This window comes from Bacillus sp. 0909A (assembly GCF_036765115.1).
Lineage (GTDB): Bacteria > Bacillota > Bacilli > Bacillales > Bacillaceae > Bacillus > Bacillus mojavensis.
This window is the reverse complement of record NZ_JBAIZU010000001.1, coordinates 214039-240592: the sequence shown is the minus strand read 5'-3', so window position 1 is coordinate 240592 and position 26554 is coordinate 214039. Positions and strand designations below refer to the sequence as shown.

At 46.6% G+C, this 26554-nt stretch carries 25 protein-coding genes; 6 read left to right on the top strand and 19 right to left on the bottom strand.

Features of this window, described 5'->3' with window-relative positions; genetic code table 11:
- Positions 1-171: 171 nt before the first annotated feature.
- The 10 genes from V6D42_RS01225 to zapA all read right to left on the bottom strand — a co-directional run bounded on the left by V6D42_RS01225 (position 172) and on the right by zapA (position 10716).
- Positions 172-1149 (bottom strand): electron transfer flavoprotein subunit alpha/FixB family protein, encoded by a 978-nt coding sequence (locus tag V6D42_RS01225; RefSeq protein ID WP_333512144.1) that lies wholly within the window; start codon positions 1147-1149, stop codon positions 172-174.
- 35 nt (positions 1150-1184) lie between these two features.
- Positions 1185-1958 carry an electron transfer flavoprotein subunit beta gene (gene etfB, locus V6D42_RS01220; RefSeq protein ID WP_024122404.1) on the bottom strand — a complete coding sequence of 258 codons (774 nt, stop codon included), beginning with the start codon at positions 1956-1958 and terminating at the stop codon, positions 1185-1187.
- 14 nt (positions 1959-1972) lie between these two features.
- Positions 1973-2749, bottom strand: a complete 777-nt coding sequence (locus tag V6D42_RS01215; RefSeq protein WP_333512143.1) for an enoyl-CoA hydratase — start codon at positions 2747-2749, stop codon at positions 1973-1975.
- 14 nt (positions 2750-2763) lie between these two features.
- On the bottom strand, positions 2764-3348 hold the full coding sequence (gene fadR, locus V6D42_RS01210; RefSeq protein WP_326203197.1) for a fatty acid metabolism transcriptional regulator FadR: 585 nt from the start codon (positions 3346-3348) through the stop codon (positions 2764-2766).
- 118 nt (positions 3349-3466) lie between these two features.
- Positions 3467-5149 carry an AMP-binding protein gene (locus V6D42_RS01205; RefSeq protein ID WP_229146558.1) on the bottom strand — a complete coding sequence of 561 codons (1683 nt, stop codon included), beginning with the start codon at positions 5147-5149 and terminating at the stop codon, positions 3467-3469.
- Between the two features lie 187 nt (positions 5150-5336).
- Positions 5337-5741 (bottom strand): DUF350 domain-containing protein, encoded by a 405-nt coding sequence (locus V6D42_RS01200; RefSeq protein WP_010335217.1) that lies wholly within the window; start codon positions 5739-5741, stop codon positions 5337-5339.
- A 14-nt stretch (positions 5742-5755) separates the two neighbouring features.
- Positions 5756-8113: an endonuclease MutS2 gene (locus V6D42_RS01195; protein ID WP_333512142.1), complete on the bottom strand. Its 2358-nt coding sequence runs from the start codon at positions 8111-8113 to the stop codon at positions 5756-5758.
- Between the two features lie 20 nt (positions 8114-8133).
- Positions 8134-9846: a DNA polymerase/3'-5' exonuclease PolX gene (gene polX / locus V6D42_RS01190; protein WP_333512141.1), complete on the bottom strand. Its 1713-nt coding sequence runs from the start codon at positions 9844-9846 to the stop codon at positions 8134-8136.
- A 72-nt stretch (positions 9847-9918) separates the two neighbouring features.
- On the bottom strand, positions 9919-10452 hold the full coding sequence (locus V6D42_RS01185) for a CvpA family protein (RefSeq protein ID WP_229146553.1): 534 nt from the start codon (positions 10450-10452) through the stop codon (positions 9919-9921).
- Between the two features lie 6 nt (positions 10453-10458).
- Positions 10459-10716 carry a cell division protein ZapA gene (gene zapA, locus V6D42_RS01180; protein ID WP_010335221.1) on the bottom strand — a complete coding sequence of 86 codons (258 nt, stop codon included), beginning with the start codon at positions 10714-10716 and terminating at the stop codon, positions 10459-10461.
- A gap of 133 nt (positions 10717-10849) precedes the next feature.
- Between zapA and rnhC the strand changes: the two genes are divergently transcribed.
- A complete protein-coding gene (gene rnhC, locus V6D42_RS01175) occupies positions 10850-11791 on the top strand; it encodes a ribonuclease HIII (RefSeq protein ID WP_333512140.1) in 942 nt (313 codons plus the stop codon).
- 36 nt (positions 11792-11827) lie between these two features.
- Here the strand turns inward: rnhC and pheT are convergent, their stop codons facing one another.
- Both pheT and pheS read right to left on the bottom strand, forming a co-directional pair.
- The gene (gene pheT / locus V6D42_RS01170; RefSeq protein WP_333512139.1) at positions 11828-14242 is read right to left on the bottom strand and encodes a phenylalanine--tRNA ligase subunit beta; all 2415 of its coding nucleotides are present in this window, start codon (positions 14240-14242) and stop codon (positions 11828-11830) included.
- A 15-nt stretch (positions 14243-14257) separates the two neighbouring features.
- A complete protein-coding gene (pheS, locus tag V6D42_RS01165) occupies positions 14258-15292 on the bottom strand; it encodes a phenylalanine--tRNA ligase subunit alpha (RefSeq protein ID WP_333512138.1) in 1035 nt (344 codons plus the stop codon).
- An 83-nt stretch (positions 15293-15375) separates the two neighbouring features.
- Between pheS and V6D42_RS01160 the strand changes: the two genes are divergently transcribed.
- On the top strand, positions 15376-15624 hold the full coding sequence (locus V6D42_RS01160; protein WP_229146548.1) for a hypothetical protein: 249 nt from the start codon (positions 15376-15378) through the stop codon (positions 15622-15624).
- 24 nt (positions 15625-15648) lie between these two features.
- On the opposite strand, the gene V6D42_RS01155 is transcribed toward V6D42_RS01160, so the two are convergent.
- Entirely contained in the window at positions 15649-16395 is a 747-nt protein-coding gene (locus V6D42_RS01155; RefSeq protein WP_333512137.1) for a TrmH family RNA methyltransferase, read from the bottom strand.
- 121 nt (positions 16396-16516) lie between these two features.
- On the opposite strand from V6D42_RS01155, the gene sspI reads away from it, so the two are divergent.
- The 4 genes from sspI to V6D42_RS01135 all read left to right on the top strand — a co-directional run bounded on the left by sspI (position 16517) and on the right by V6D42_RS01135 (position 20754).
- Positions 16517-16732, top strand: a complete 216-nt coding sequence (gene sspI / locus V6D42_RS01150; RefSeq protein WP_010335228.1) for a small acid-soluble spore protein SspI — start codon at positions 16517-16519, stop codon at positions 16730-16732.
- A 68-nt stretch (positions 16733-16800) separates the two neighbouring features.
- On the top strand, positions 16801-17907 hold the full coding sequence (locus V6D42_RS01145) for a CdaR family transcriptional regulator (protein WP_333512136.1): 1107 nt from the start codon (positions 16801-16803) through the stop codon (positions 17905-17907).
- A gap of 103 nt (positions 17908-18010) precedes the next feature.
- On the top strand, positions 18011-19423 hold the full coding sequence (gene glcD, locus V6D42_RS01140; protein WP_333512135.1) for a glycolate oxidase subunit GlcD: 1413 nt from the start codon (positions 18011-18013) through the stop codon (positions 19421-19423).
- The gene (locus tag V6D42_RS01135) at positions 19420-20754 is read left to right on the top strand and encodes a (Fe-S)-binding protein (RefSeq protein ID WP_333512134.1); all 1335 of its coding nucleotides are present in this window, start codon (positions 19420-19422) and stop codon (positions 20752-20754) included. Before glcD ends, V6D42_RS01135 begins: the two co-directional genes overlap by 4 nt.
- A gap of 37 nt (positions 20755-20791) precedes the next feature.
- Here the strand turns inward: V6D42_RS01135 and V6D42_RS01130 are convergent, their stop codons facing one another.
- From V6D42_RS01130 to abfA, 6 genes are all read right to left on the bottom strand, one after another.
- Entirely contained in the window at positions 20792-21175 is a 384-nt protein-coding gene (locus V6D42_RS01130; RefSeq protein ID WP_333512133.1) for a VOC family protein, read from the bottom strand.
- Between the two features lie 33 nt (positions 21176-21208).
- On the bottom strand, positions 21209-23005 hold the full coding sequence (gene cstA, locus V6D42_RS01125) for a carbon starvation protein CstA (RefSeq protein ID WP_333512132.1): 1797 nt from the start codon (positions 23003-23005) through the stop codon (positions 21209-21211).
- Between the two features lie 110 nt (positions 23006-23115).
- Positions 23116-24009: a DUF4097 family beta strand repeat-containing protein gene (locus V6D42_RS01120; protein ID WP_333512131.1), complete on the bottom strand. Its 894-nt coding sequence runs from the start codon at positions 24007-24009 to the stop codon at positions 23116-23118.
- Entirely contained in the window at positions 24006-24560 is a 555-nt protein-coding gene (locus V6D42_RS01115; protein ID WP_333512130.1) for an HAAS signaling domain-containing protein, read from the bottom strand. The genes V6D42_RS01120 and V6D42_RS01115 overlap by 4 nt, the downstream gene beginning before the upstream one ends.
- Positions 24557-24883, bottom strand: coding sequence for a PadR family transcriptional regulator (locus V6D42_RS01110; RefSeq protein ID WP_003222447.1), 327 nt, complete (start codon positions 24881-24883; stop codon positions 24557-24559). The genes V6D42_RS01115 and V6D42_RS01110 overlap by 4 nt, the downstream gene beginning before the upstream one ends.
- A gap of 151 nt (positions 24884-25034) precedes the next feature.
- Positions 25035-26537 (bottom strand): alpha-L-arabinofuranosidase AbfA, encoded by a 1503-nt coding sequence (gene abfA / locus V6D42_RS01105; RefSeq protein ID WP_333512129.1) that lies wholly within the window; start codon positions 26535-26537, stop codon positions 25035-25037.
- Positions 26538-26554: the final 17 nt, after the last annotated feature.

Here is a 26554-nt window from a genome sequence, read left to right as displayed (position 1 = left end):
ACCACAGTCAAATATAGGATTTGTGTTTGGACTGAGGAGTCAGCATGAATGTAAGCGCTTTTAAAGTAACCTTATTATATATGTCCGTACATGTCAACGACTTTTTTTATTAATAATGATTTGTACGTATGTATTCAAAAACCCCGAACTTCTGCAGTCCGGGGCTTCCCTTTATGAATGAATATTCAGCTGTTTGAATTCTTCCGTCAGTAGTGGGACGACTTCAAATAAATCGCCTACGATACCGTAATCAGCTATTTTAAAAATATCGGCTTCTGGATCTTTATTGATGGCGACAATCACCTTGCTGTTGGACATACCCGCCAAATGCTGGATAGCACCCGAAATTCCGCAGGCGATATACAAATCGGGAGTGACTACTTTTCCGGTCTGTCCGATTTGGAGAGCATAGTCACAATAATCAGCGTCACACGCCCCGCGTGAAGCGCCGACTGCTGCGCCCAGCACCTCGGCAAGCTCCTGCAACGGCTGAAAGCCTTCCTTGCTTTTTACTCCGCGGCCGCCCGCCACAATGATTTTCGCTTCAGAGAGATCAACGCCGTCCGCTGTTTTTTTGACGATCTCTTGTATGACGGTACGGAGATCTGTAAGGGAAACTTCGATGCTTTCAATGCTGCCTGCCCGGCTGGTGTCTTTTTCTAACGCTTGAATGTTGTTGGGGCGAATCGTCACAAGCGTCATCGGATCCGTTGAAATGACGCGTTCAAATGCCTTCCCTGAGTAAATCGGTCTTGTAAAAACGACGTTTTCTCCGGTAACGCTTACATCTGTAGCGTCAGAAATCAATCCTGTTTGGAGCCGGGCTGCAAGCTTCGGCAACAGATCCTTCCCCATTGCAGTGTGCCCGCATACGACTGCATCAGGTGTTTCCTTTTCAATAATGGTTCGCATCACTTGGCTGTATCCGTCTGCCGTATATGCCTTGAGCTTTGGGTCCTCAGCTGTGAGAACTTTGTCTGCGCCGTAGTGGATAAGCTCCTCTGCATGCTGTGATACGTTTTCTCCTATAAGAACACCGATTACTTCTCCATCACCTGAAATGGTTCTTCCAGCGGAGAGCGCTTCAAAGGTGACATTCCGCAGTTCTCCGTCACGCATTTCTCCGAGTACGATCACTTTTTTTCCCATCCTAACATCCCCCTGTTTCTTTGAATGTGCAAGCGCTAAATGACTTTCGCCTCGCTGCGGAGCAATGATACGAGCTCTTTTGCCTGTTCGGCAGGCTCACCCTGCAGAAGCTTCCCGGCTTCTTTTTTCGGCGGCAGAAAACGTTCAATTGTTTTCATTTTTGGTTCAGCATCTTCTTCATCCAAGTCAAGATCATCCAGTTCAAGCTCTTCAAGCGGTTTTTTCTTGGCTTTCATGATTCCCGGAAGCGATGGGTAGCGAGGTTCATTTAAGCCTTGCTGAGCTGTGACAAGCAAAGGGAGAGTCGTTTTGATTTTTTCAACATCCCCTTCAACGTCCCTTTCCGCTTCTGCGTCACTTCCATTGATGTCGAGTTTAGTAATCGTCGTGATGCACGGAATGTCCAGAAGCTCAGCCAGACGTGGCGCCACTTGTCCTGAGCCTCCATCGATCGCGACATTTCCGCCGAGAATGAGGTCAAACTCCTGATCCTTCATATAGTGGTATAAAACTTGAGAAATGGAATACTGGTCGGGTTCTTCGAGATCATCTTCTATGTTGATTAAAACGGCTTGGTCACATCCCATGGCAAGCGCTGTACGTAGCTCCTTTTCGGCTTCTTCGCCGCCGACAGTGACAACAGTGATGGTGCCGCCGTGTTTTTCCTTCAGCTGAATAGCTTCTTCAATCGCATACTCATCGTACGGATTGATAATCCATTCAGCTCCGTCATCCTGGATCTTTCCCGCGTCAATGACAATTTTTTCTTCTGTGTCAAACGTCCGTTTCATCAGTACAAATAGATTCATGATCATATCCCCTTTTATTCGCCTTTGAACTGAGGCTTTCTTTTTTCGAGAAATGCCTGAATGCCTTCCTTGGCGTCCTCCGACTCAAACGCTTCTCCAAACCGCTTTGCTTCAAGCTTTAAGCTGCCTTCATAGGAATACACCTTGTTTGTATAGAGAAGCTCAAGCAGAGACGCCATCGTTTGCGGGCTTTTTTCTGCAAATTTGGCGGCAAGCGTTTTCGCTTTTTCAAGCACTTCTGCTTCATCTTTTGCTCCAATTGTCACAAGTCCAAGGTCAAGCGCTTCTTTTCCCGATATCGGTTCTCCTGATCCAATGAGTTCCAATGCTTTTGCTGTACCAATGTATTGCGGGAGCCGCTGTGTTCCCGCAAAACCGGGAATAATGCCGAGGTTAAGCTCCGGAAGCCCCAGCTTGGCATCTTCCGCCGCGATTCTGATATGGCAGGACATTGCAAGTTCCAGCCCGCCGCCGAGGGCAGCTCCGTGAATCGCCGCGATAATTGGTTTTGGAAAGCTCTCAATTCTCTCCATCAGCTGCTGCCCTCGTTCAGCTAGCAGTGAGGAATCCTCACTGTTTCTCAGTGATGTAAATTCTTTGATATCAGCGCCGGCGGAGAAAAACCTTCCCTCACCGTGAATAACAATGCATCGCACGCCGGCATCTGTTTCACACTGATCAAGACAGGAGGACAGTTCTTCTAATATACGGCTGGAAAGCGCGTTTGCCGGCGGATTGTGAATGGTCATAACTGCAACAAATTGATCAACTGCGAGTGATATTGCATTCATAGGACAGAACTCCTTTACTTATTGTGAATTCCGGATACCAGTAATTCTAAAACACTGTCTGACAAAGCAGCCAGATCATACTTTTGATCATTCATCACCCAGGTCGTCACGGTTTCGTCAATCGTTCCAAAAATCATCTGCCGGGCGAGACGGACATCAAGGCCTTTTTTTAACTCGCCTGATTGTATTCCTTCCGTCAAAATGCTGTCTAAAATATTTAAGTAGCCTTTTAATATTTCATTAATTTTCTGCCGGAGCTCCAAATTGGATTGGCGGAGCTCAAGCTGAGTGACAATAGCGAGGTTATGGTCGCCCGCCAAAAGTGAGAAGTGTTTTGAAATCACGAGCGCCAATTTCTCTTTTGCTGTTGCCTTTTCTTTTATGTCCTCTTCCATCCGCTCAATGAATTGGCCCATTTTTTCTTTAAACAGAGAAATTAAGATGTCTTCTTTATTTTTAAAATAAAGATAGATGGTGCCGTCCGCTACTCCGGCTTGTTTGGCAATTTTAGATACCTGTGACTGGTGGTAGCCGTTTTCCGCAATGACTTCAACTGCTGCATCAATAATCTGCATATACTTTGGCCGTTTTTGCTTCAATTTTCATCGTTCCTTCCCATATAAATGAATGACTATTCATTCATAATTTTATGATAAGAAGGATTTTCCGCTTTGTCAAGTTTATTCATTAATGTTCTCTTTTTCATGGCTCTATTTGTTACTTGATATGATGATTTTCGGTTTCTTCTTCAAGTAAACGCCTTCTTAAAATTTTCCCAACCGCTGTTTTCGGGAGCTCTTTTCTGAATTCATAGGCTTTCGGCACTTTATAGGGTGCAAGACGGGCTCTGGCGAAAGCGTCCAGCTCTGCTGCATCGGCTTGTGCGCCTTTCTTTAACACGACAAACGCTTTTACCGTTTCCCCTCTGTACGAATCAGGCACGCCTGCAACGACAATTTCCTGAATCGCTTCATGTTCGTACAGCGCTTCTTCAACTTCACGCGGGTAAATATTGTAGCCGCCTGCGATAATAATGTCCTTCTTCCGGTCGGCTATATAGAAAAATCCTTCTTCATCCATATAGCCCATGTCCCCAGTGAAGAGCCATCCGTCCCTTAAGACTGCAGCCGTTTCCTCCGGCTTGTTCCAGTATCCCTTCATGACCTGCGGGCCTTTTACGATGATCTCACCATGCTCATACGGAGCGGCAAAATGGCCAGTCTCCTCAGAGTAAATGGCTGCGTCTGTATTCGGCCAGGGACAGCCGATACTGCCGGGTTTGTTTTTCCCCCAGATAAAATTAGCGTGTGTCACCGGAGATGCCTCGGATAAACCATATCCCTCCACAAGATTTCCGCCAGTCACCTTTTCAAATTGCTGCTTCACCTCAACAGGGAGAGCGGCTGATCCGCTGAGGCAGCTTTTGATAGATGACAGATCGTATTGCTGTAATTGCGGATGATGCAAGAGGCCAATGTAAATTGTCGGCGCGCCTGGGAACAGTGTCGGTTTTTGTTTATCGATAATTTTGAGCGTGTGCAGCGGATCAAACTTGGGAAGCAGGATCATTTCAAAACCTTGTTTAATCGAATAATTCATCACTGCTGTCAGCCCATAGACATGAAAAAACGGGACTATGCCAAGCACTTTTTCATCGCCTTCCTTTACGTTGTACATCCATGCCGCACACATTTCGGTATTGGCTAAAATATTTCTGTGCGTAAGCATGACTCCTTTTGGCGCTCCCGTCGTTCCTCCGGTGTATTGCAGAACAGCGATATCATGCTCGGGATCAATGTCCGGAATTGTGATCAGCTCTGTTTTTTCCCGCTTCATGCTCGAAGCAAAGGTATGAATATTGTCGTTTTCATCAAAGTCAATGTGCACTTTTTGTTTTTGCGTAAGCGGATAGAGAATATTTTTTGGAAACGGCAAATAGTCTTTTATACTCGTCACCAAAATCTGGTCCACAATTGATAACGTTTTCATTTTTATTGCCTTCGGGAAGAGCAAATCTAAGGTGATGATCACGCTGGCCTCTGCGTCTCTCAGTTGATATTCGAGCTCATGCTCGGTGTAGAGCGGGTTTGTCTGCACTACAATACCGCCGGCAAACAGCACCCCATAATAGGAAATGATGGATTGGGGACAGTTGGGCAGCATGACAGCCACTCTGTCTCCTTTTTGCAGGCCATTTTGCTGCAGAAAAGCTGCGAGTTTAAGAGCATCCGTCAAAATGTCATGAAAGGTGAGTTTTTTTCCGAAAAAAGATACGGCTGTTTTGTCAGGGAATCGTGCGGCGGAGTCTGTCAGGATGGATTGCAGGGTTTGGGTCGGCAACGGAAGCTCATGCGGGATATCTTCGGGATACTCGGCTAGCCACGGCTTTTGAGACTGCATAAAACCTCCCCTTTCAGTTTTAGAGTTCACCCTATTATTATAGCAGATGGACGGCAAAAAAAAGAAAAAGAAAGGAAAATCTTTCTTTTTCTCAAAATATGAACAGATATATAAGACCAATCAACAAAAAGATTCCCGCCGCGGCGAGCAGTATTTTTGCAAGCTTTTCCATCTATTCTCCGTCCCCTTATATTCCGGCTGCCACAACAAATGAAAGCCCGACAGAAATGACAAATGAGATAAAGCCGACAGCCCGGTTATCGTTTTCAATTTCTTGATCAATTTTAAACCGCGGTGTCAAAAACTCAAAAATGAAGTAGCTGATCAAAAGCATAACAAACCCGTACACACCCCAGCCGATCATTTGCAGCAGAGAATTGTGCTGAGAGATGGAGTGCTGGAACACATTTGCTATCCCTAGAATTTTCCCGCCGGTCGCCATTGCCACAGCGAGATTTCCATTTTGAATCTCTTCCCAGTTTTTATAAGCTGTCACCAGCTCAAACACAGTCAAAAAGAGGACGAGGCAGAGAACCGCGACACTGTAATACGCCGCGATTTCCACAAGCTCGTTTTCCCAAAAATCACTCATGGCCATACTCCCTTTTATTTTAGTTCAACAATTGTAACGCCTGATCCTCCCTCACCAGCTTCACCGAAGCGGGAGCTTTTAACGCTGCGATGATTTTTCAGGAGATCCTGCACGCCTTTTCTTAAAGCACCGGTACCTTTGCCATGGATAATGGACACTCTTGGATATCCCGCTAACACCGCGTCATCCAAGTATTTTTCAACACGGCTGAGTGCATTTTCATACCGCTCGCCGCGAAGATCAAGTTCAAGCGAAACGTGGTAATCTTTGCCCTTAACCGCTGTAATGTGTTTTTCTTTTTTTGGTTCCGGAGCCGATTTGATAAATTCCAAGTCTTTTTCTTTCACTTTCATTTTCAAAATGCCGATTTGAACATTCCATTCATTGCCGCCGGTTTTTTCAAGTAATGTACCTTTCTGCCCGAAAGTAAGGACTTTTACTTCATCCCCAGGCTTCAAGACGCGTTTCTGCGTTTTCGGTTTTTCCGGTTTTTTGGACTTTTCAAAGGTCGGCATAGCGTCTTCTAATCGTTTCTTCGCGTTGATTAGTTCGTGATCCTTGAAGGATTTGTGTTCTTCTTTAATCGAGCGTAATTCGTGAATGATGTCTTCAGCTTCTTTTGTGGCCGCTTTAACTTTTTCAGCCGCTTGCAGTTCGGCCTCTTCCATCAATTTGTCTTTTTTGCTGTTGAGTTCGATGATTTGCTGCTGCAGCTCTTTATGCAGCTTTTCGGACTCTCTTCTGATCGACTCTGTTTCAGAAAGCTCTTCTTCCGCCCGTTTTTTGCTTTGTTCAAGAGACGCAATCATCGTATCGACCTCATTATGCTCGGCCGTCATTTCTGATTTCGCCTGCCCGATAATATGGTCCGGAAGCCCGAGCCGTTTAGAAATTTCAAAGGCGTTGCTTCGTCCCGGTACACCGATTAAGAGCTTATAGGTTGGTGAAAGGGTCTCAATGTCAAATTCGACACTGGCATTCATGACGCCTTCTCTATTATAGCCATACGCCTTTAGCTCTGGATAATGCGTCGTCGCTAACACTCTGGCATTGGTGCGGTGGACTTCATCCAAGATGCTCATGGCGAGTGCCGCGCCTTCTTGCGGGTCTGTACCCGCGCCCAGTTCATCAAAGAGCACAAGGCTGTTTTCGTTGACTTGCTTTAAAATGCCGACAATGTTCACCATATGGGAAGAAAATGTACTTAAGCTTTGCTCGATCGACTGTTCATCGCCGATATCAGCAAACACATGCTCAAATACAGCGGCTTCCGATCCTTCATCTGCCGGAATATGAAGGCCCGATTGCGCCATTAAGGTTAACAGCCCCAGTGTTTTTAAGGTAACTGTTTTCCCCCCGGTATTCGGCCCTGTAATCACGATCGTTGAAAAATCGCCGCCCAGCTCGATATCATTGGCGACCACTTGATCAGGCGGAAGCAACGGATGGCGCGCTTTTTTCAGACGGACAAAGCCGCTGTCATTCATGGTCGGTTTTGTTGCTTTGACCGCTTTTGCGTATCTCGCTTTTGCAAAAATGAAGTCTAGCGTCTGCAGGACTTGCAAATCTTGAAAAAGCTCCTCTGTGTGCTCTGCCGTATGCTCTGTCAGCACGCGTAAAATCCGTTCAATTTCTTGTTTTTCTTTCACTTTCGCCTGCTGAAGCGAGTTGTTCATATCTACAATCGCCTGAGGTTCAATGAACAGGGTTGCGCCAGAAGAAGAGGTGTCATGCACAATGCCTCCGTAGCTCGATCTGTACTCTTGTTTGACCGGGATAACAAAGCGGTCATTTCGGATGGTAACAATCGTATCAGACAGCATTTTTGAAGCGGAAGAGGAACGCAGAATTGACTCTAACCGGTCTCTGATTCTCGATTCGAGCGTTCTGAGCTGCGTGCGGATACCTCTTAACGTTTCTGACGCGTGGTCAAGCACTTCGCCGTGATCATCTATGCAGGAATTGATTTCTCGTTCTAAATCGGGCAGTGTAATGAGCTGTTCAGTATATTGCTGCATCAGCGGAATGTCGACTCCGTCTTCAGCCATTTGTCCGAGAAAATGTTTCATTTGTTTGACTGCGTAAAGCAGCCCTGATATTTCAGTGAATTCCGAGGGACTAAGAACGCTGCCGATTTCTGCCCGTCTTAATGCCCCTCTGATATCGGTAAGACCGCCAAACGGCGCCTGGCCTCGCAGCCGGATGATCGCAGAGGCTTCATCTACCTCATCCAGCTGTTTTTTGATTTCGTCAATCGAAGCAGAAGGCTTTAGCTGGAGAAGCATTTCTTTTCCGAGCGAAGAAGCGGCGTGCTCGATTACCTGTTCTTTCACTTTTTGGAATTCAAGAGATGATAATACTTTTTGCTGCACGGTTGTGTGAGCCTCCTTACTTAATCGTTGCGCTTCAGGAATGCCTGTACGTCTTCAAGCGATTGGGCATTCAGGACGTTTTTCGTTTCCGTCCAGCCTTTGCGCGCGGCAGTGACGCCGGTTTTCATGTCGTTTAACATCTCGATGTTATGGGCATCGGTATTAATGACCAATGTAACCCCTTGTTCATTTGCTTTGATTAAATGCTCTGTCCGCAGGTCAAGACGCGCAGGGTTAGAGTTGAGTTCAAGCGCCGTATTTGTTTTCTTCGCGAGCTCAATCAGTTTGTCGATATCGATTTCGTAACCGGCACGTCTGCCGATGAGGCGTCCGGTCGGATGTGCGATAATGTCGACATGCTTGTTGGTCAGTGCCGTCTCAAGCCGCTTCATAATGACGTGCTCCGGCTGATTAAAGCTTGAATGGATTGATGCAATGACAAGATCCATTTCCGCCAGCACTTCGTCATCATAATCAAGTGTGCCGTCAGGAAGAATATCCATCTCAACGCCTTTAAAAATACGGAAGTTCTCAAACTCAGCATTCAGCGCGTCAATTTCTTTCGCCTGCTGCTTGAGCCTTTCAGCAGTCAGCCCGTTGGCGACCTTTAAATATTGGGAGTGATCAGTGATGGCCATGTACTGATAGCCTTTTTTCATGCATGCTTCAGCCATTTCCCTGATCGAAAAGGCACCATCGCTCCATGTGGAGTGCATGTGAAGATCGCCTTTAATTTGCTCGTGCTCTATGAGTTCAATGCTGTCATTGTAGGTTTCCACCTCTTGTCCGCTTTCACGGAGTTCCGGCGGAATCAGGGGCAAGCCGAAGTGTGCGTAAAATTCCCGTTCGCTCGGGAAGGTTTTGATTTCTCCTGTTTCAACCGTCTCGACACCGTACTCACTGATCCGTTCGCCGCGTTCTTTTGCTATTTGCCGCATTTTGATATTGTGGTCCTTCGATCCCGTAAAATGATGAAGAGTTGTCGGGAATTGTTCTTCCGTCACGAGACGGAAATCGACACTGGTTTCATATTCAAAGGAAAGAATGACGGATACTTTCGTGTCTCCACTGGCAATGACGCTTTTGATGTTTGGCAGCGCAAGCAGCTGCTCTCTTACTTCAGCGGGATGATCAGTCGCAATAATATAATCCAGATCTTTGACGGTTTCGCGTGCTCTGCGGAGACTTCCGGCACGGGAATATTTGATGATGTCTGTCAATCGAGAAAGATGCTCTTCAATTTCCCGCGCGACCCGGAGCGCATAGCCAATCGGAAAACGTTCAGGCTGTTTTCCGGCTTCCCCGAGCGCCTGCAATATTTTTTCTTCTGATTTCTTGCCGAATCCCGCAAGCCCTTGGACTTTCTGCTGTTCGCAGGCTTCCTTCAATGATTCTGCATCATGTACGCCGAGCTCTTTATACAGCTTTGCGATTTTTTTGCCACCGAGCCCCGGCAGCTTCAATAAAGGCACCAGTCCTTCCGGCACCTCCTGCTGCAGAGATTCGAGCATACTTGACTTTCCTTCATCTATATATTCTTTTATGACGCTGTACGTGCCTTTCCCGATACCGGACAGCGACATCATGTCGTCCATTTCTGATAAACTGCGGTCGTCCTGTTCCAGGGCTGCCGCTGCTTTTCGGAATGCCGAAACTTTAAACGGGTTGTCCCCTTTCAGTTCCATGTAGACTGCAATGGTTTCCAGCAGCCGGATAATATCTTTTTTATGCATAGAATAACCCCCAGACCTTCACATATGTTTCCATCATACTTGAAAAAAACTTCTCCGGACAAGAGAAGTTTTCTATCCTCCGTATTGCGTCCAGAGCTCCTGTAAAAGCCCTGACAAATACGGTGTATGGTTAATCATGACATTTGCGAGAGACGATTGCCCCATCATTTGCTGTAAGCCGTCTATCGGAAGTACGGAAGCAACATACAGCAGCACAAATGTAAATAAATAGACTTCCAGAAAACCGAGAACAGCGCCGAGCATTTGGTTGATTTGTTTAATCACAGGAATGCTCGCTACTATACTTAGGAATGAGCCGATGATTCTCAGTAAGATTTTAGCGATCATAAACAGAACGACAAATGCAATCGCATTATAATAGGCTGCTTCCAAATTTCCCGAGAAAAAAGAAAACGCTGGCTGTCCCGCTGAAAAATCGGGCGCGGGAATCCACTTCAAATGCGGCGCGACATTCTTATAGAATAAAGACGCAAACGCGATCGAAAGAATAAAGCTCGTCAAGCGGATAAACTGGAGGATAAAACCGCGTTTTAATCCCAGTAAAGTCCCCATCAGGAGCAAGATTAAGATGATGATATCTAGCATAGTTGTTCAATCCTTTTCTTTAAGCTGACGCTCCAGTTTTTCATATTCCTCTTTTAATTTCACATAGTCATGCACCACATTTACCGCTGTCAGCACTGCAAGTTTATTTATATCAAGATATGGATTTTTTTGATTGATTTCTCTCATTTTATCATCAACAATTCCGGCCACATATCTCATATGGGCTCTGCTTTCTTCACCGATAATAGTGAAGTGCTGGCCGTAAATGTCAACGGTTGTTTTCGTTTTTTCGCCGTCAGACAACGTTTCTCCTCCATTCCGTGAGAATCCTATTTCCTATCATAACACGTTTATTAAATGAATGGAAAGACGAGCCTCCCGCTGTTATGATACACTGGGAGATACAGCGAAACGTGTAAAAAAAGGAGATTATTACGTGTCCCATTCTGTGATAAAAGTACCAATGTCTGCTATTGACCAAATGAAAACAGCGTATAACAGTTCACTTACTGCATCTGTGCCGCAGGGTGCCATTTTTCAGGCAAAACCGGCAGGCTGTACCATTACAGCTTATAAGTCAGGTAAGGTATTGTTTCAGGGAAAAAACGCAGAGACAGAATCTGCACGCTGGGGAACTGCTGAGCCGCAGGAAAAGAAGAAAACAGCAAAAAAGCCGGCTGATTCACGCTACGCCCCTCCCACAGACATCGCAGGCATGTCTGTCATCGGTTCTGACGAGGTCGGAACCGGAGATTACTTTGGCCCAATGACGGTTGTGTGTGCATACGTTGACAAAACAAAGCTTCCTTTAATGAAGGAACTCGGTGTAAAGGATTCTAAACACTTAAAGGATCCGCAAATCATTGAGATCGCCCGAAGCCTGATCAAAACCATTCCGTACAGCCTGCTCGTTTTAAAAAACGAAAAGTACAACAGCATGCAGGAAAGAGGCATGAGTCAGGGAAAAATGAAAGCTCTCTTGCATAATCAAGCCATTACCCATCTTTTACGAAAAATGGACGGAGTAAAGCCTGAGGCGATCCTGATCGACCAATTCGCCGAGCCCGGCATCTACTACAACCATTTAAAGGGAAGAGATATTGTACAGGAGCGCACCTATTTCAGCACAAAAGCTGAAGGCATTCACCTGTCAGTCGCTGCTGCATCGATTATTGCGAGATATTCCTTTTTAATGGAAATGGATAAGCTCTCGCGCGAGGCGGGGATGACACTACCGAAAGGGGCCGGCCCTCATGTAGATGAAGCGGCCGCCAAACTGATCATCAAAAAAGGGGCACCCGCTCTCCGAACCTTTACAAAGCTTCATTTTGCCAATACCCAGAAAGCGCAGCGCCTGGCAGATAAAAAACGTTCATAGAAAAAAGCTTGCAGATGTTCTCTGCAAGCTTTTTTATTAGCCTCTCAAAACGGCCTGATAAGTGTTTTCCAACGCTTTCAGGACTTTGTCGTGCGCTTTTGTCACTTCTTCTTCAGTCAGCGTTTGCTCTGGATTTACATATTGGAGTGAGAAAGCGACTGACTTTTTGCCTTCCTCCATATGCTCGCCTTCGTAGACGTCAAAGACGGTTACTTCTTTCAGAAGCTTCCCGCCCGCCTCTTTGATGACGCTCTCGAGCTGGCCGCTTGTCACAGATTGATCTGTCACAAGCGCGATATCACGTGTAACAGACGGATATTTCGGAATCGCCGTGTACACGAGCGGCGCCGTGTCTGCTGTAAGCATCGTCTGAAGATCAAGTTCGAACACGTACGTTTCTTTAATATCCAGTTCTTTTTCCAGTGAAGGATGGACTTGGCCAATAAAGCCGATAAGAGAACCGTTTAAAAGAATATTCGCAGTTCTGCCCGGGTGCAGCTGTTTTCTTTCTGATTGCACAAATTCAATGCTGTCCAGGACGTTCAGTTTATCTAACAGCCCTTCTACAATTCCTTTTGCGACAAAGAAATCGACTGGTTTTTTCTCGCCCTGCCACATATGCTTGCGCCATAAACCGGTTACCGCACCTGCCACGCGCTCCGTTTCAACAGGTTTCGTATCCTCTTCCTTCGTCAGGAAAACGGAACCGACTTCGTACAATGCAACCGAATCAGTTTGTCTTGCCAGGTTATAAGAAACGGATTCAAGCAGATTCGGAACAAGGCTGTGTCTGAGAATGCTTCTTTCTTCACTCATTGGAAGCGCAAGGACAGTATTAAACGATTTTTCAATCGCAAATGCCGCCGCTTTTTTCTCGTTTGTTAATGAGTAGGTAATCGCTTGTGATAAGCCAGCCCCTTCTAGGAAACGTCTGACTTTACGGCGTTTTGCCTGGTAAGGCGTCAATCCGCCTGTAGTTCCCGCTGTTTCAGGAAGTGTGGACGGAATGTTGTCGTAGCCGTACAATCTTGCCGCTTCCTCTACCAAATCCTCTTCGATTCGAATGTCACCTCGGCGTGACGGAACAGTCACAACGAGCAAGTCATTTGCTTCTCCGACAGTAAAGCCAAGACGCTTATAAATGCTGATCAGTTCTTCTTTGCTGATCGTCATGCCGAGAACGCTGTTCACCTTGTCAGCCGATACATGAATGTTGTTTGCTTCGATTGTGAGATGGTCTTCTTCAACGGTTCCGGCAAGCACTTCACCGCCGGCATACAGGTGAATCAGCTGTGCCGCGCGTTCTGCCGCAAGACGCACACGCGCAGGATCAATGCCTTTTTCGAATCTTGCACTCGATTCACTTCTCAAACCAAGATCTTTTGAAGCCTTGCGAACCGACTGCCCGTTGAAAAACGCAGCTTCAAGCAAAATCGTTGTTGTGTCTTCCCGAACTTCTGATTCTGCTCCTCCCATGACACCAGCAACAGCTTGAGCTTTAGACCCGTTTGTAATGACAAGGTGATCGGCAGACAGTTTTCGTTCTTGATCGTCAAGTGTTAAGATTGTTTCATTTTCAACAGCTTTTCTGACTACGACTTCCTTAGAGCCGAATCTGTCATAATCAAACGCGTGAAGCGGCTGTCCATACTCCAATAAAACAAAGTTTGTGATATCAACGACGTTGTTATGCGGGCGAATGCCTGCATTCATCAGCTTTGTCTGCATCCAAAGCGGTGACGGAGCAATTTTTACGTTTTTAATGATTTTTGCTGCATACAGCGGATTTGCTTCCCGGTCTTCAACTTTGACAGAAATGTAGTCTGACGCTTGTTCTGAAGCGACTGGGTAATCCGTTTGCGGAAGCTTTACCTCTGTGTCTAAAATCGCCGCAACCTCATAAGCAACTCCAAGCATGTTCATCGCATCGGCGCGGTTCGGTGTTAAACCGAGCTCTAAGACAGCATCATCAAGCTGTAAAGCCGCTAACGCATCACTTCCTGTTTCAACATCATTTGGGAAAACGAAAATGCCTTCCGCATATTCCTTCGCCACAAGCTTGCTCTCAATACCGAGCTCTTGTAAGGAACAGATCATGCCGTTTGATTCTTCGCCGCGAAGCTTGGCTTTTTTAATTTTGAAATTGCCCGGAAGCATCGCACCGACTGTAGCGACTGCAACTTTTTGCCCTTTATCCACGTTTGGCGCGCCGCAAATGATCTGTACGGGTGCCTCCGCTCCGATATCTACAAGGCACTTATTCAGCTTATCAGCGTTTGGATGCTGCTCGCGCTCCAGCACATGGCCGATGACAACGCCTTTAATGCCTTCCCCTTTATACTCAATTCCTTCAACTTCAATACCGGCTCTTGTTATTTTCTCAGCAAGAACAGCCGGATCCATGCCTTTTAAATCAACATAATTCTCTAACCATTTATAAGAAACAAACATTCTAGCATCCTCCTCTTACGCCTGTTTAAACTGCGAAATAAATCTGACATCGTTTGTGTAGAAGTGGCGGATATCATCGATGCCGTATTTCAGCATCGCGATGCGCTCAACACCCATTCCGAACGCAAAGCCCTGATATTCCTTAGGATCAAAGCCGGCCATTTCGAGCACATTCGGGTGAACCATGCCGGCGCCGAGGATTTCAATCCAGCCTGTTCCTTTACATACAGAGCAGCCGTTTCCTCCGCACTTAAAGCACGTTACGTCTACTTCTACTGAAGGCTCGGTAAATGGGAAGAAGCTTGGGCGCAGTCTGATTTCACGGTCTTGCCCGAACATGTTTTTCGCAACGAGTTCAAGGGTTCCTTTTAAATCACTCATGCTGATGTTTTTATCAACAACAAGCCCTTCAATCTGCATAAATTGGTGAGAGTGCGTCGCGTCATCATTATCGCGGCGGTATACTTTTCCAGGACAAATGATTTTAACAGGCCCTTTGCCTTTGTGCTTTTCCATCGTCCGTGTCTGAACAGGAGAGGTTTGCGTTCTCATCAGCATTTCCTCTGTGATGTAAAAGCTGTCCTGCATATCGCGGGCAGGGTGTTCTTTCGGCAGGTTAAGCGCTTCGAAGTTGTAGTAATCCGTCTCGACCTCAGGGCCTTCTTCAACGGTATAGCCCATGCCGATAAATAGATCTTCAATTTCTTCAATGACAACAGTGAGCGGATGGCGTCCGCCGATTGCGACAGGATTACCCGGGAGTGTGACGTCAATTGTCTGTCCCGCTAGCTTCTGTTTCATTTCTTCTTCCTCAAGCTTTCCGTTTTTAGCTGCAATCGCATTGGCGATTCGTTCTCTTACCTCATTGGCAAGAGCGCCCATTTTCGGACGCTCCTCCGCAGAAAGCTTGCCCATTCCGCGCAGCACTTCTGTGATCGGCCCTTTTTTTCCGAGATATTGAACCCGAATATCATTGACAACCTTCAATGAGCTTGCCGCTTCTACTTGATCTAAAGCTTCTTGTTCCAGCTGTTTTAGCTTTTCTTCCATTTTGCATCCTCCTTTTATGTAAACAAACCGTTATATGTCTTTGGAAAACAAAAAAACCCGCCCCTTGTAGGACAAGGGACGAGTTGTGGCCGCGGTACCACCCTTATTTCAGACAGACTGATGCTGTCGTCAGCTTCATTGACATAACGGAATCAGATTCCGGTTCACCTTTACGCGCAAGGTGCGCGGTCCCGGTGACAACTCGAGAGGCGAAACCAATTTCCGGCTGCATTAAAAATGCTCTCAGTCTGCGGCATTTTCTCCCTGGAAGGCAGTTGATCAGAAATCGAGATCCTCTGTCACGGTTTTTCAAATATTATGTTCTATTATAGTGAAATACTCCGCTCGGCGCAACACTATCCTCGCAAGTGGTACACCAGGATAGCCGCCGCAATTGCAACGTTCAGTGATTCAGCCTGCCCGTACAGCGGAACGTACAGGTTCAAATCTGTTTTTTCCAGCAATCCTGCATCCACCCCCGCCCCTTCATTGCCGACGATTAAAGCAAATGAACCGGCTGGTGAAATGTCCTGGTAAGGCGCCCCGTTTTGCAGTGCTGTGCCGTACACTTTTATGCCCTCTGCTTTTAATTCATCCACGTATGATTGTAAATTTCTTCTCACAACAGGAATGTGAAAATGGGAGCCTTGCGCGGATCGCAGCGTTTTTCCGTTAAATGCATCCGCCGTGCCGTCACCGAGCACAACCGCATCCAAACCGGCTGCGTCTGCCGTGCGAATCATCGTGCCGAGATTCCCCGGATCTTGAACAGCGTCAATTAGCAGCACCCGTTTAGGCGACGCGAGCTTTTCTTCCGGCATATGACAAACAGCGGCGATCCGCTGCGGTGTTTCCGTTTCTGTAACAGCTGAAAACGCGTCTTCGCTCAGCACGTAGCACTGGATCCCCATATCAAGGTTCGGCGGGATGTCCGCTTCATCCTTGACAAGGATTTCTTTCACCGCACCCGGGCTCTTTAAGGCTTCTTCAACAAGGTGTTCTCCTTCAATCAAATAGGTATTCGTTTTTGTTCGTTCTTTTTTTGTGTGAAGTTTCTTCCAATCCTTCACTTTTTGGTTTTTTGCCGATTCTATTTGTTTCACTGTCTGTGTGGCTCTCCTTTTTTTAACATGATGTTATTATATCGCAAGAACAGCACATAATAAACCGGGTGCGGGGTTAGAATATACGTATTACAATTTAGAAAAAAAAGGAGCGCTTCATATGGATCTTAATTTACGTCATGCCGTCATTGCCAATGTAACGGGCAATGATCAGGAGCAGCTTGAGCACACAATAGTGGACGCGATTCAAAGCGGTGAAGAAAAAATGCTTCCGGGACTCGGCGTTTTGTTTGAAGTCATTTGGCAGCACGCATCTGAAAGTGAGAAACAAGAAATGTTAAAGACGCTGGAAGGCGGTTTAAAACCTGCCCAATAGCCGTCAAAACCGGGTGACAGCGCCCGGTTTTTTTCTTATATAATAAAAACATGAGGGGGATTGCCGCCATGTTTTTACAACCGCTGTTAGCGAAAAAAATCATTGCCGAAGTGAAAAAAATGTACGAACGTGAAGTCATTATTGTCAGCACAGACGGCCTCATTATGGCAAGCACAAATGATGAGCGAGTCGGGCTATTTCATGAAGGAGCGCTCATCTGCGCGAAAGAGAAACGCAATGTGATCATTACAAAAGAAGATGAAAAGAGACTCAAAGGGGTAAAGGCGGGGTTGAACCTCCCCGTATTTTCTGAGCGTGATGTCATCGCCGTGTTCGGACTGACGGGAGAGCCTGCTGAGATTCAGCCGTATGGAGAGCTGCTCAGGAAAATGACAGAGCTGTTCATTAAAGAATCGTGGCATTTGGAGCAGACCCAGTGGCGCGAGAGAATGCTGGAATCCTTTATGATCGACTGGCTGCAATTAAAAGAATGGTCTCCGGGTTTTCTCGAAAAGGCGCAGATTCTCGGCGTTGACCTTACCTCCCTCCGCCAGATGATCCTCATTCAAGGGCACGAATGGTCTCCCGGCGATATTGATCAAATGGCACGCGCCTGGAAATCAGTGTTTCCATCCGATCTATTCATCAGATGGGGAAATGAACGTATTCTGATTAATCACGAAGTGCCGAACCATGAACAAAAGGAGCAGCTTTTGCGGCAAATTCAGCTTATTTGTTCATTGGCTGAACGCCTCGGAAACAGCCGAGCAGCAGCCGGCGTTGGGAGGGCTGTCAGCGGCTCCGGCCTGCCGCAGTCATATGAACAGGCTGAAAAAGCGCTGGCCGTCAGCCTTAAACGCAAAACCGCCGTATGTGAGGAAGATCTTAAGCTTGACATGTGCCTGACTGAGATCAGCCCGGGTACACGACATGAATTTCCGCAAAGAGTGTTTCAAGAAGCGCTCCGAAACGAAGAGCTTATGAATACGATACGAACTCTCTTCCATCACGATTTGTCCCTGAAAAAAACGGCTAAAGAGATGCATATACATATCAACACGCTCCGCTATCGCCTGTCAAAGGCTGAACAGCTGACGGGTTTAAGTTTTCAGCGTACAGAGGACATCGTCACGATGTACGTCGCGCTTTATTTTTTAGATCAAGATACAAAATAGAGAGAGTTTCAGTTTCATATTTTGTATATTTCTCCATAGAAGGCTTCTCTTTTTTTCTTTTACAATAGATTGAAAGCGTTTTTTGACAGGGGGATGGGTGAACATGATCACCAAAGACGTAAAAGAACAGCTGATCCAAATCGTCGGACCGGAAAACTACGATGACTCGAAAGCCGGCCGTCTCGTGTACTCATATGATGCGACACCGCAATTTCAGTCTATGCCGGATGCTGTGATTGCGCCGAGAGATACACATGAAGTATCACGTATTTTGAACATTTGCAGTGAGCATCGTGTACCGATTGTTCCAAGAGGATCGGGGACAAACCTGTGCGGGGGCACGTGCCCCACTGAAGGCGGGCTTGTTCTTCTCTTTAAGCATATGAATCAGATTCTTGAGATTGATGAAGAAAATTTGACGGCCACAGTCCAGCCTGGTGTTATTACCTTGGATATGATCCGTGCGGTTGAAAGCAAGGGATTGTTCTATCCGCCTGATCCGAGCTCTATGAAAATATCAACCATCGGAGGAAACATCAATGAAAATTCCGGTGGTCTTCGCGGCTTAAAATACGGCGTCACCCGTGACTATGTCATGGGGCTGGAGGTTGTTTTGGCAAACGGAGATATGATCCGCACCGGTGGAAAGCTTGCAAAGGATGTAGCCGGGTATGATCTCACGCGCCTTTTTGTCGGCTCAGAAGGGACACTCGGCATTGTGACAGAAGCGATTCTCAAACTCGTGCCAAAGCCAGAAACAAAGAAGACGCTGCTCGCCCTTTATGAAAATATTGATGCCGCTGCTCAAACGGTGTCAGCCATTATTGCCGAAAAAATCATACCGGCTACGCTTGAGTTTCTCGATCAGCCTACCCTTTTGGTGATTGAGGATTATGCCAAGATCGGCCTGCCGACAAATGCGAAGGCAGTTCTTTTGATCGAACAAGACGGGACAGCGGAAACCGTGGCTCGTGACATGGAAAACATCGAGGCAATTTGCAAAAAAGGCGCTGCCGTCTCCGTTCAAACTGCACAAACAGATGAGGAAGCATTCGCCCTCACTGAAGCCCGGCGTTCAGCGCTTTCTGCACTTGCCCGCCTAAAGCCGACCACCATTTTGGAGGATGCGACTGTACCGCGTTCAGAAATCGCGAATATGGTCAAAGCCATTAATGACATTGCCGCGAAATACGATATTTCGATCTGCACCTTTGGCCATGCCGGGGATGGAAATCTTCATCCGACATGCACGACAGACATAAGAAATAAGGATGAAATGGAGCGAGTCGAACAGGCTTTTGCCGAGATTTTTGAAAAAGCGATTGAGCTTGGCGGCACGATTACCGGGGAGCACGGGGTCGGGGCCATGAAAGCGCCTTACTTGGAAATGAAGCTGAAAAAAGAAGGCATCGCCGCGATGAAAGCAATAAAAGCGGCTTTTGATCCAAAAAATATCTTAAACCCGGGCAAAGTGTTTGCGAAAGATGTCAGAAAACGTGTGGTGACGGAAAGATGACAACAGAAAAAGAAATGAAACAAATCCAACGTGAGTTTAAAGAGCGTATGGATGAGAGCGAACTTTTGAATTGTATGCGCTGCGGATTCTGCCTGCCTTCTTGCCCGACCTATATCGAGTCAGGTTTTCAGGAATCTCACTCGCCGCGCGGGCGAATCGCCTTAATGAAAGCAGTCGCCGACGGTGTGATTGAACCCGATGAAGATGTCGAGCGTTCACTGTCCCTTTGCCTCGGCTGCCGCGCATGTGAACCGGTATGCCCATCAGGCGTTAAATACGGACAGCTGCTGGAGGAAGCAAGAGATATTACCCACCAAAATAAAAAACACTCGCTCAGCACACGTGTGATGAGAAAAGCGGCTTTTCAGGAGCTCTTTCCGCATCAAAACCGGATGCGTTCGGCCGTGAGTCTCATCGGTTTGTACCAGCGGTCAGGGCTGCAGACGGCTGTGCGAAAAACCGGCATGCTCCGCATTCTGCCTGAGCATTTGCGCACCATGGAAGCCGTTCTTCCGGATGTGCCTAAACGTGAAGAAATGAAGCAACGGCCGCGTTTATTGCCGGCGGCCGGCCCAGCTAAAAAAAGGGTTGCCTTTTTTTCGGGCTGTTTAATGGATACGATGTTTTTGCCGACAAACAATGCCACGCTGAAACTGCTACAGCTGGCAGGCTGTGAAATTGTCATCCCGCCTGAGCAGGCATGCTGCGGTGCACTGCATGGACACAGCGGTGAAAAAAATGCAGGACAGGAGCTTGCGAAACAAAACATAGCCGCGTTTGAAGCGCTAGACGTAGATGCTGTCATTACAAACGCGGGCGGTTGCGGAGCCTTTCTCACTGAATACGGCCATTTGCTGAAGGATGACCCCGAATGGGCGGAGCGGGCTGTTTCATTTGTGCAGAAGCTAAAAGATTTTTCATCCGTTTTAATTGAGCTTGATTTTCACCAGCAAGACTTGCGGCTTGAGACACCGAAGCTAATTACCTATCAAGATTCGTGCCACTTGAGAAATGTTATGCATACATCTTCGGAGCCCCGAAAGCTTCTTCAAAGCATCAAGGGAGCTGAATTCAGAGAAATGGATAAAGCGGACAGCTGCTGCGGATCAGCGGGAATTTACAATATCGTCGAAGCAGACATGTCAATGAAAATACTGGATAGTAAAATGGCTGCTGTCAAAGCAACTGAAGCAGCGGTCATTGTAACCGCCAATCCAGGCTGCCTTTTACAGATGAAGCTCGGCATTGAACGAGAGGGATTAAGCGGCAGGGTTCGAGCTGTTCACCTTGCTGATTTGCTATTGGAAGCCGCCGGGCCGCTAACATCATAAGAAAGCCCAAAACAGTGTCTGTTTTGGGCTTTGTGCTTTATTCCATCGGACTACAAATTTCAATATAATGTCCGTCGGGATCGGCGATATAAGCGACCGTCTGTCCCCATGGCTTCACTTTAGGCTCCCCGATAATGGTTACGCCGTGTTCTCTTACTTTTTTGATGACCGCTTCTACATTTTCAGTGACAAACCCGATTTCAAATGTTTGTGAAGAAACGGGTGTTTCCGGTATCTCTAACGGCGTAATTTCCTTGACACTTTCTCTTGTATTGAGCGCCAAAATGGTCGAGCCGGTATCAAACTCTATATATGTGCCGTGTTCCGCGCGGATCGGCAGCCCCAAAATATGCTGATAAAAATGAATCGAGCGCTGGCTGTCCGATACATACAGGATGATATATTTCATTGATAAATTCATATCTTTTCCCCCTTAAGGTTTCCATTTTTCCTTCTATCCCGGTATAGAGGCTTCCATTCTTAACCTAGGATCTCTCCACATCTGCGCCCATTTTTTCACTGCCGCCACGATAATGATGAAGCCTAACAGGAGCATGATGATAGATAAAACGCCATTCAGGACACTGTACCCCGCAGCGTCTGGATTAAGATACACATAACGCACCATCCAATAGCCCGCGTAATTCACAGTCACATATAAATAGGCGAGCGGAATGAGGCAGGTTAGGATGTAACGGCGTTTGTCGGCGATTTTCAGCACAATGGTTGCACCGATAATCAGACCCACTGAAGCCATCAGCTGATTGGAGACGCCAAACAGCGCCCATATGGATCCGATATCACCTGAGTAAAGCAAATAGCCCCACATAAAGCAGGCAAGCGCACTGGCAAATACAGCTCCGGGAATCCAGTCCGTTTTCTTCAGCGGCTTATACACCTCTCCGAAGAAGTCCTGAATCAAATAGCGTGCCACACGCGTGCCGGCGTCGATCGCCGTTAAAATAAACACCGCTTCAAACATAATGACAAATTGGAAAAAGTATGAGGCCAGATGGCTGAAAAACGGAATTCCGGTAAAAATATAAGTCATCCCTACCGCAAGCGTGACGGCTCCCCCTGTTCTGCCTTCTAAGTCCAAACCGATGTCCCTGCTCAGTTCAGGCAAATGCACAACATCCATGCCGAGCGTACGGAAAACCTCAGGCGTGCTGTTGATCGCAAAGTAATCTGCAGGCTGCAATGCAGTCGCCGCAATCAGCGCCATAATACCGACAAGGCACTCAACAAGCATTGCACCGAAAGCAACCGGCTTCATATCACTCCATTTATTAAGCATTTTCGGCGTGGTGCCGGAACCGACAAAGGCATGGAACCCCGAGATCGCGCCGCAGGCTATCGTAATCGAGATGAATGGCCAGACAGGACCCGCAAGCACCGGCCCGCCTCCTTTTACAAATTCCGTAAAAGCCGGAAAAGGAATGGACGGATTCACGACAAACACACCCGCAATTAAAGCGATAAACACACCGATTTTCATAAAACTGCTTAAATAATCGCGCGGTGCGAGCAGCAGCCAGACCGGCAGCGCCGCTGCAAAAAATGCGTAAATCGGCAACGCGATTGCGAGCGTTTTTGTATCAAGGGTTAACAGATCACCAAATGCGGTAGTCTGCACCCAAGGGCCGATAAACACTCCAGCCATTAAAAATACAAAACCAATAGAAGACGCCAGCTTTAAATTCCCTGTTTTCTTATACAACAAGCCGACGCCCATCGCAATCGGTATCGTAATTCCTACAGCAAAAGTCCCCCACGGATTCCGTTCAAGCGCATGCAGCACAACCATCGACAGACCCGCCATCGTAATGGTAATAATAAACAGCATAGACAGGCCCGTACAAAAACCGGCAACAGGACCAAGCTCATCCTTCGCCACTTCTGACAGGGACTTTCCGTTTTTACGCATTGACGCGAACAGCACAACAATATCATGAACGGCTCCCCCTATCACCGCCCCGATTAACAGCCATAATAATCCCGGCAAATAACCGAACTGCGCCGCGAGAATCGGTCCGACCAGCGGCCCGGCCGCCGCAATGGCCGCGAAATGATGACCGAATGAGACCCATTTATTCGTAGGCACATAGTCTTTTCCATCCTCAAGCACATGTGCAGGCGTTGGCTTTTCATCATTCACTTTGAGAACCTTCACCATCATAAATGTTCCGTATAAACGATAGGCGATAGCCAATATACACATTGACGCTATCACAATTGTAACCGCATTCATTTCTCCCCAACCCCTTTGCTGTTTTTCATAAATATATCATAATTTCAGAGCAAAAAGCGGTCATTTTTTCCTATTCAAAAAAGCCGGCTGAATGGGCCGGCTTGAGGCTGTTAGTTTAATTCAAAGTCTCCTGATGTTGTACGAACGTTTAAAAGATTAGAGGTTCCGCTTTCACCCATATAGCCTGTAATACGACGATCTGATTTTTCTTGATACATGATTTGATCTAAATTAACTGACGAATCACCTGAGTCAGTCTGAAAATCTACTGCCAAAGATGCCGGTTCTTTCTGATACTCTACGGACACATCTCCGCTCGTTGTATTGATGCTGATGTCTTCGTTCTTTTGCCCCTGAAGAAGATCAATATCCCCGGAGGTTGTCTTATAGCTCATCTTTTTAGATGTTGTGCGGTTGCTTTCTATTGATCCGCTTGTTGTCTTTACCTCACCTTGCCCCAATGAATTTTGGTCTGCTTGAACATCTCCGCTCGTTGTTTTTATCGTCATCTCGTTTTTGATGCGTGAGTCCTTCAGCTCAATATCTCCTGAAGTAGAGTCAGCCGCTGATTGATCCGTTTGCACATTTTCAATCAGAATATCGCCAGAGGTTGTCGTTACGGTTATCTCATCATACTTCTTTTCCGGAATAATGATTGTGATTTTCATATCCTTTTCGCTGCTCCACGGTATAAAGGAGATGCTATTCCCGTGCTCTTTTTGGTTAATCGTTAACGATTTGCCATCTTGGCTCACATCGAACAGCTTTTTACTTTTATCACTGATTTTTCCTTGAGCAGCTACCTGAATATCATCTGTTTGTCCGCTTTTGACCTCTGCATTCATCGAGCTCGTTGTTACCTTAATTTTTTTAATATTTGCAGCATGATAGGTTTCTGCAGCTTTCACCTCTTCATTTGTAAAATCCGAAGCAGCTGCAGAGATGACAGCTCCGATTACCCCAACTGCAAATACTGCGATCAATCCAATTATGATCTTTTTCATGCCTGCGCCCCCGTCACTAGCTTTAGGTTGTATCTGATATATCGTAAACTCATGCTATACAGCAGCTTGCCTAAATACCAAAGCGCTATACAAGATAGCAGCCCCAGACTGCCAAATGCGAGCGATAAAAAGAACTCCAGCATCATGTGCGTATTCGTATGAAACATTACCATACCGATAAACATAATCGGTGACACAGAAAGTGCAAGCGCCGCCCCGCATAGACCCACGTACACTCCAAAAATGCCAATAGCCGGTCCCAACACGAAAATCAAATTTAACATGCTTATCGCTGCTGCTGAACACACCATGTGAAAGAGGTTCTTCTTAGGGCGCTGCACTGCTGGAGCAGTTTCCGTAACATCTGGAACCAATTCCTTTGCAATTTGTTTTGGAGAGCCGAGTTCCCTGATGATATCAGCTTCTAGCCTGCCTTCTTTCATCCCTTCGGTAATATGTTCTTCAAAATCAAATAAGATCTCACTCCGCTCTTCTTCAGAAAGCGGCTGTAACGCTTTACTTAACTCCTGTAAAAACAATTCTTGATTCATCGTTCTCCTCCCCTTGCCGCATCAATGATTTGATTGACAGATGCTGTGAACTGATCCCATTCTGCCAGCAGCAATTTCATTCGCATGAAACCAAGCTTTGACATCGTGTAATATTTTCTGGCAGGCCCTTCGGAAGACGGCGCCATATATGTTTCTAAATACTCTTCTTTCGTCAGTCTTCTGAGTAGAGGATATAAGGTGCCTTCTGCAATCGCCATGTGCCTGGAAATGTTTTGAGAAAGCTCATATCCGTATTGGTCTTTTTCAGATATTAATACGAGCACACATAGCTCCAATGCTCCCTTTTTAAATTGAGCATTCATCATAAGATCCTCCTTGAGGCTTTTTCATTTTGTTTATTTTTTCCACCGGTTAACCATATCGTAACACCTACTATTGAACATTACAAGGTACTGAATCATATCCACTGTAAAAAAACAAAAACCGGAGAGTGATCTCCGGTTTTTGTTTCTCTTATGACTGTTTTTTCAGTCGGATCACATTCCATGAAAGCGGCGTGAAATGTGCAGTTAAGCCGTTCTCGCTGACGGAAGACGTTCCATTGGAATGCGGGACGACATTTTTTCTGTTATGCTGGTTTGTCGCTTTAATATCCTGATGCTCGAGTACGATGTGCTCTGCGATTTGATACGATTCAAAGCCTCTGAGCGAAATCTCCGTCTCCATCTGATCCTCAGCTTTGTTTACCGCAAAAATGGTGAGTGTTTCTTCCTCTTCGGAGTACACAACAGCGGCATCAACATACGGCACATCAGTAAAATCAGCGCAGTCATACTTCGGTGAAGAAATAAGCGGTTTTAGTGACTCTCCTCGGCCGTAGACAGAAGCATGCATGTACGGATAAAAAATCGGCTGTCTCCATGCTTCTCCGCCTTTTTCCGTCATGATCGGCGCGATCACATTCACGAGCTGTGCAAGACACGCGATTTTCACACGGTCTGCGTGCTGCAGCATCGTAATGAGCAATGAGCCCACCAATAAGGCATCTTCAAAATTATAAATGTCCTCTAAAATCGGACGCGCAGTAATCCACGGCTCGACTTTTTTATCAGCTTCATTTGAGTGATACCATACATTCCATTCGTCCAGAGAGAGATTGATTGTTTTCTTGCTGCGTGTTTTTGCTTTTACATAGTCACAGGTTGCAGCGACAGATTTAATAAAATGATCAAGATCCATAGAACGGGCCAGATAGTTTGGCAGATTGTTATCCCGGTTTCCGTAATACGTATGGAGAGAGATATAGTCTACATGCTCATACGTATGCTCAAGCACCTTCGCTTCCCAATCAATAAACGTCGGCATACCGCTGTTTGAGCTGCCGCAGGCAACGAGTTCAATTGATGGGTCAACCCATTTCATGACCTTGGCAGTCTCCGCCGCTAGCCGTCCGTATTCGTCAGCGGTTTTATGCCCGATCTGCCACGGGCCGTCCATTTCGTTGCCTAAGCACCACGTTTTGATGCCGTACGGCTGTTCATAGCCATGCGATCTTCTCAAATCACTCCAGTAAGAGCCTTTCGGATGGTTGCAGTATTCTACGAGATTGCGGGCAGCATCTATCCCTCGCGTGCCGAGGTTAACAGCCATATTAACTTCTGTGTTCACCTTTTTTGCCCAAGTTAAAAATTCATTCGTTCCCACTTCATTGGTTTCTGTCGTTTGCCATGCCAAGTCAAGGCGTCTCGGGCGGTTCTCGACAGGTCCGACGCCATCCTCCCAATTATACCCTGATAAAAAGTTTCCACCCGGATAGCGGATGATCGGAACCTGCAATTGCTTGATCAACGCCTGAACATCCTTACGAAACCCGTTTTCATCAGCCTGAGGATGATCAGGTTCATATATACCTTCGTATACAGCACGCCCCATATGCTCGATGAACGACCCGTAAATCCGTTTGTCGACTTCACCAATTTTATATTCTTTGTCCACAATCACTTTCGCTTTTTTCATTACACGTTTCCTCCTTC

Bases quoted from the DNA above. Each gene is read 5' to 3' on its own strand.
- V6D42_RS01225 (WP_333512144.1), bottom strand. From the start codon at position 1,149: ATGGGAAAAAAAGTGATCGTACTCGGAGAAATGCGTGACGGAGAACTG.
- etfB (WP_024122404.1), bottom strand. From the start codon at position 1,958: ATGAATCTATTTGTACTGATGAAACGGACGTTTGACACAGAAGAAAAA.
- V6D42_RS01215 (WP_333512143.1), bottom strand. From the start codon at position 2,749: ATGAATGCAATATCACTCGCAGTTGATCAATTTGTTGCAGTTATGACC.
- V6D42_RS01205 (WP_229146558.1), bottom strand. From the start codon at position 5,149: ATGCAGTCTCAAAAGCCGTGGCTAGCCGAGTATCCCGAAGATATCCCG.
- V6D42_RS01200 (WP_010335217.1), bottom strand. From the start codon at position 5,741: ATGAGTGATTTTTGGGAAAACGAGCTTGTGGAAATCGCGGCGTATTAC.
- polX (WP_333512141.1), bottom strand. From the start codon at position 9,846: ATGCATAAAAAAGATATTATCCGGCTGCTGGAAACCATTGCAGTCTAC.
- V6D42_RS01185 (WP_229146553.1), bottom strand. From the start codon at position 10,452: ATGCTAGATATCATCATCTTAATCTTGCTCCTGATGGGGACTTTACTG.
- pheT (WP_333512139.1), bottom strand. From the start codon at position 14,242: ATGTTTGTTTCTTATAAATGGTTAGAGAATTATGTTGATTTAAAAGGC.
- pheS (WP_333512138.1), bottom strand. From the start codon at position 15,292: ATGGAAGAAAAGCTAAAACAGCTGGAACAAGAAGCTTTAGATCAAGTA.
- sspI (WP_010335228.1), top strand. From the start codon at position 16,517: ATGGATCTTAATTTACGTCATGCCGTCATTGCCAATGTAACGGGCAAT.
- V6D42_RS01145 (WP_333512136.1), top strand. From the start codon at position 16,801: ATGTTTTTACAACCGCTGTTAGCGAAAAAAATCATTGCCGAAGTGAAA.
- glcD (WP_333512135.1), top strand. From the start codon at position 18,011: ATGATCACCAAAGACGTAAAAGAACAGCTGATCCAAATCGTCGGACCG.
- V6D42_RS01135 (WP_333512134.1), top strand. From the start codon at position 19,420: ATGACAACAGAAAAAGAAATGAAACAAATCCAACGTGAGTTTAAAGAG.
- V6D42_RS01130 (WP_333512133.1), bottom strand. From the start codon at position 21,175: ATGAATTTATCAATGAAATATATCATCCTGTATGTATCGGACAGCCAG.
- cstA (WP_333512132.1), bottom strand. From the start codon at position 23,005: ATGAATGCGGTTACAATTGTGATAGCGTCAATGTGTATATTGGCTATC.
- V6D42_RS01120 (WP_333512131.1), bottom strand. From the start codon at position 24,009: ATGAAAAAGATCATAATTGGATTGATCGCAGTATTTGCAGTTGGGGTA.
- V6D42_RS01115 (WP_333512130.1), bottom strand. From the start codon at position 24,560: ATGAATCAAGAATTGTTTTTACAGGAGTTAAGTAAAGCGTTACAGCCG.
- V6D42_RS01110 (WP_003222447.1), bottom strand. From the start codon at position 24,883: ATGAATGCTCAATTTAAAAAGGGAGCATTGGAGCTATGTGTGCTCGTA.
- abfA (WP_333512129.1), bottom strand. From the start codon at position 26,537: ATGAAAAAAGCGAAAGTGATTGTGGACAAAGAATATAAAATTGGTGAA.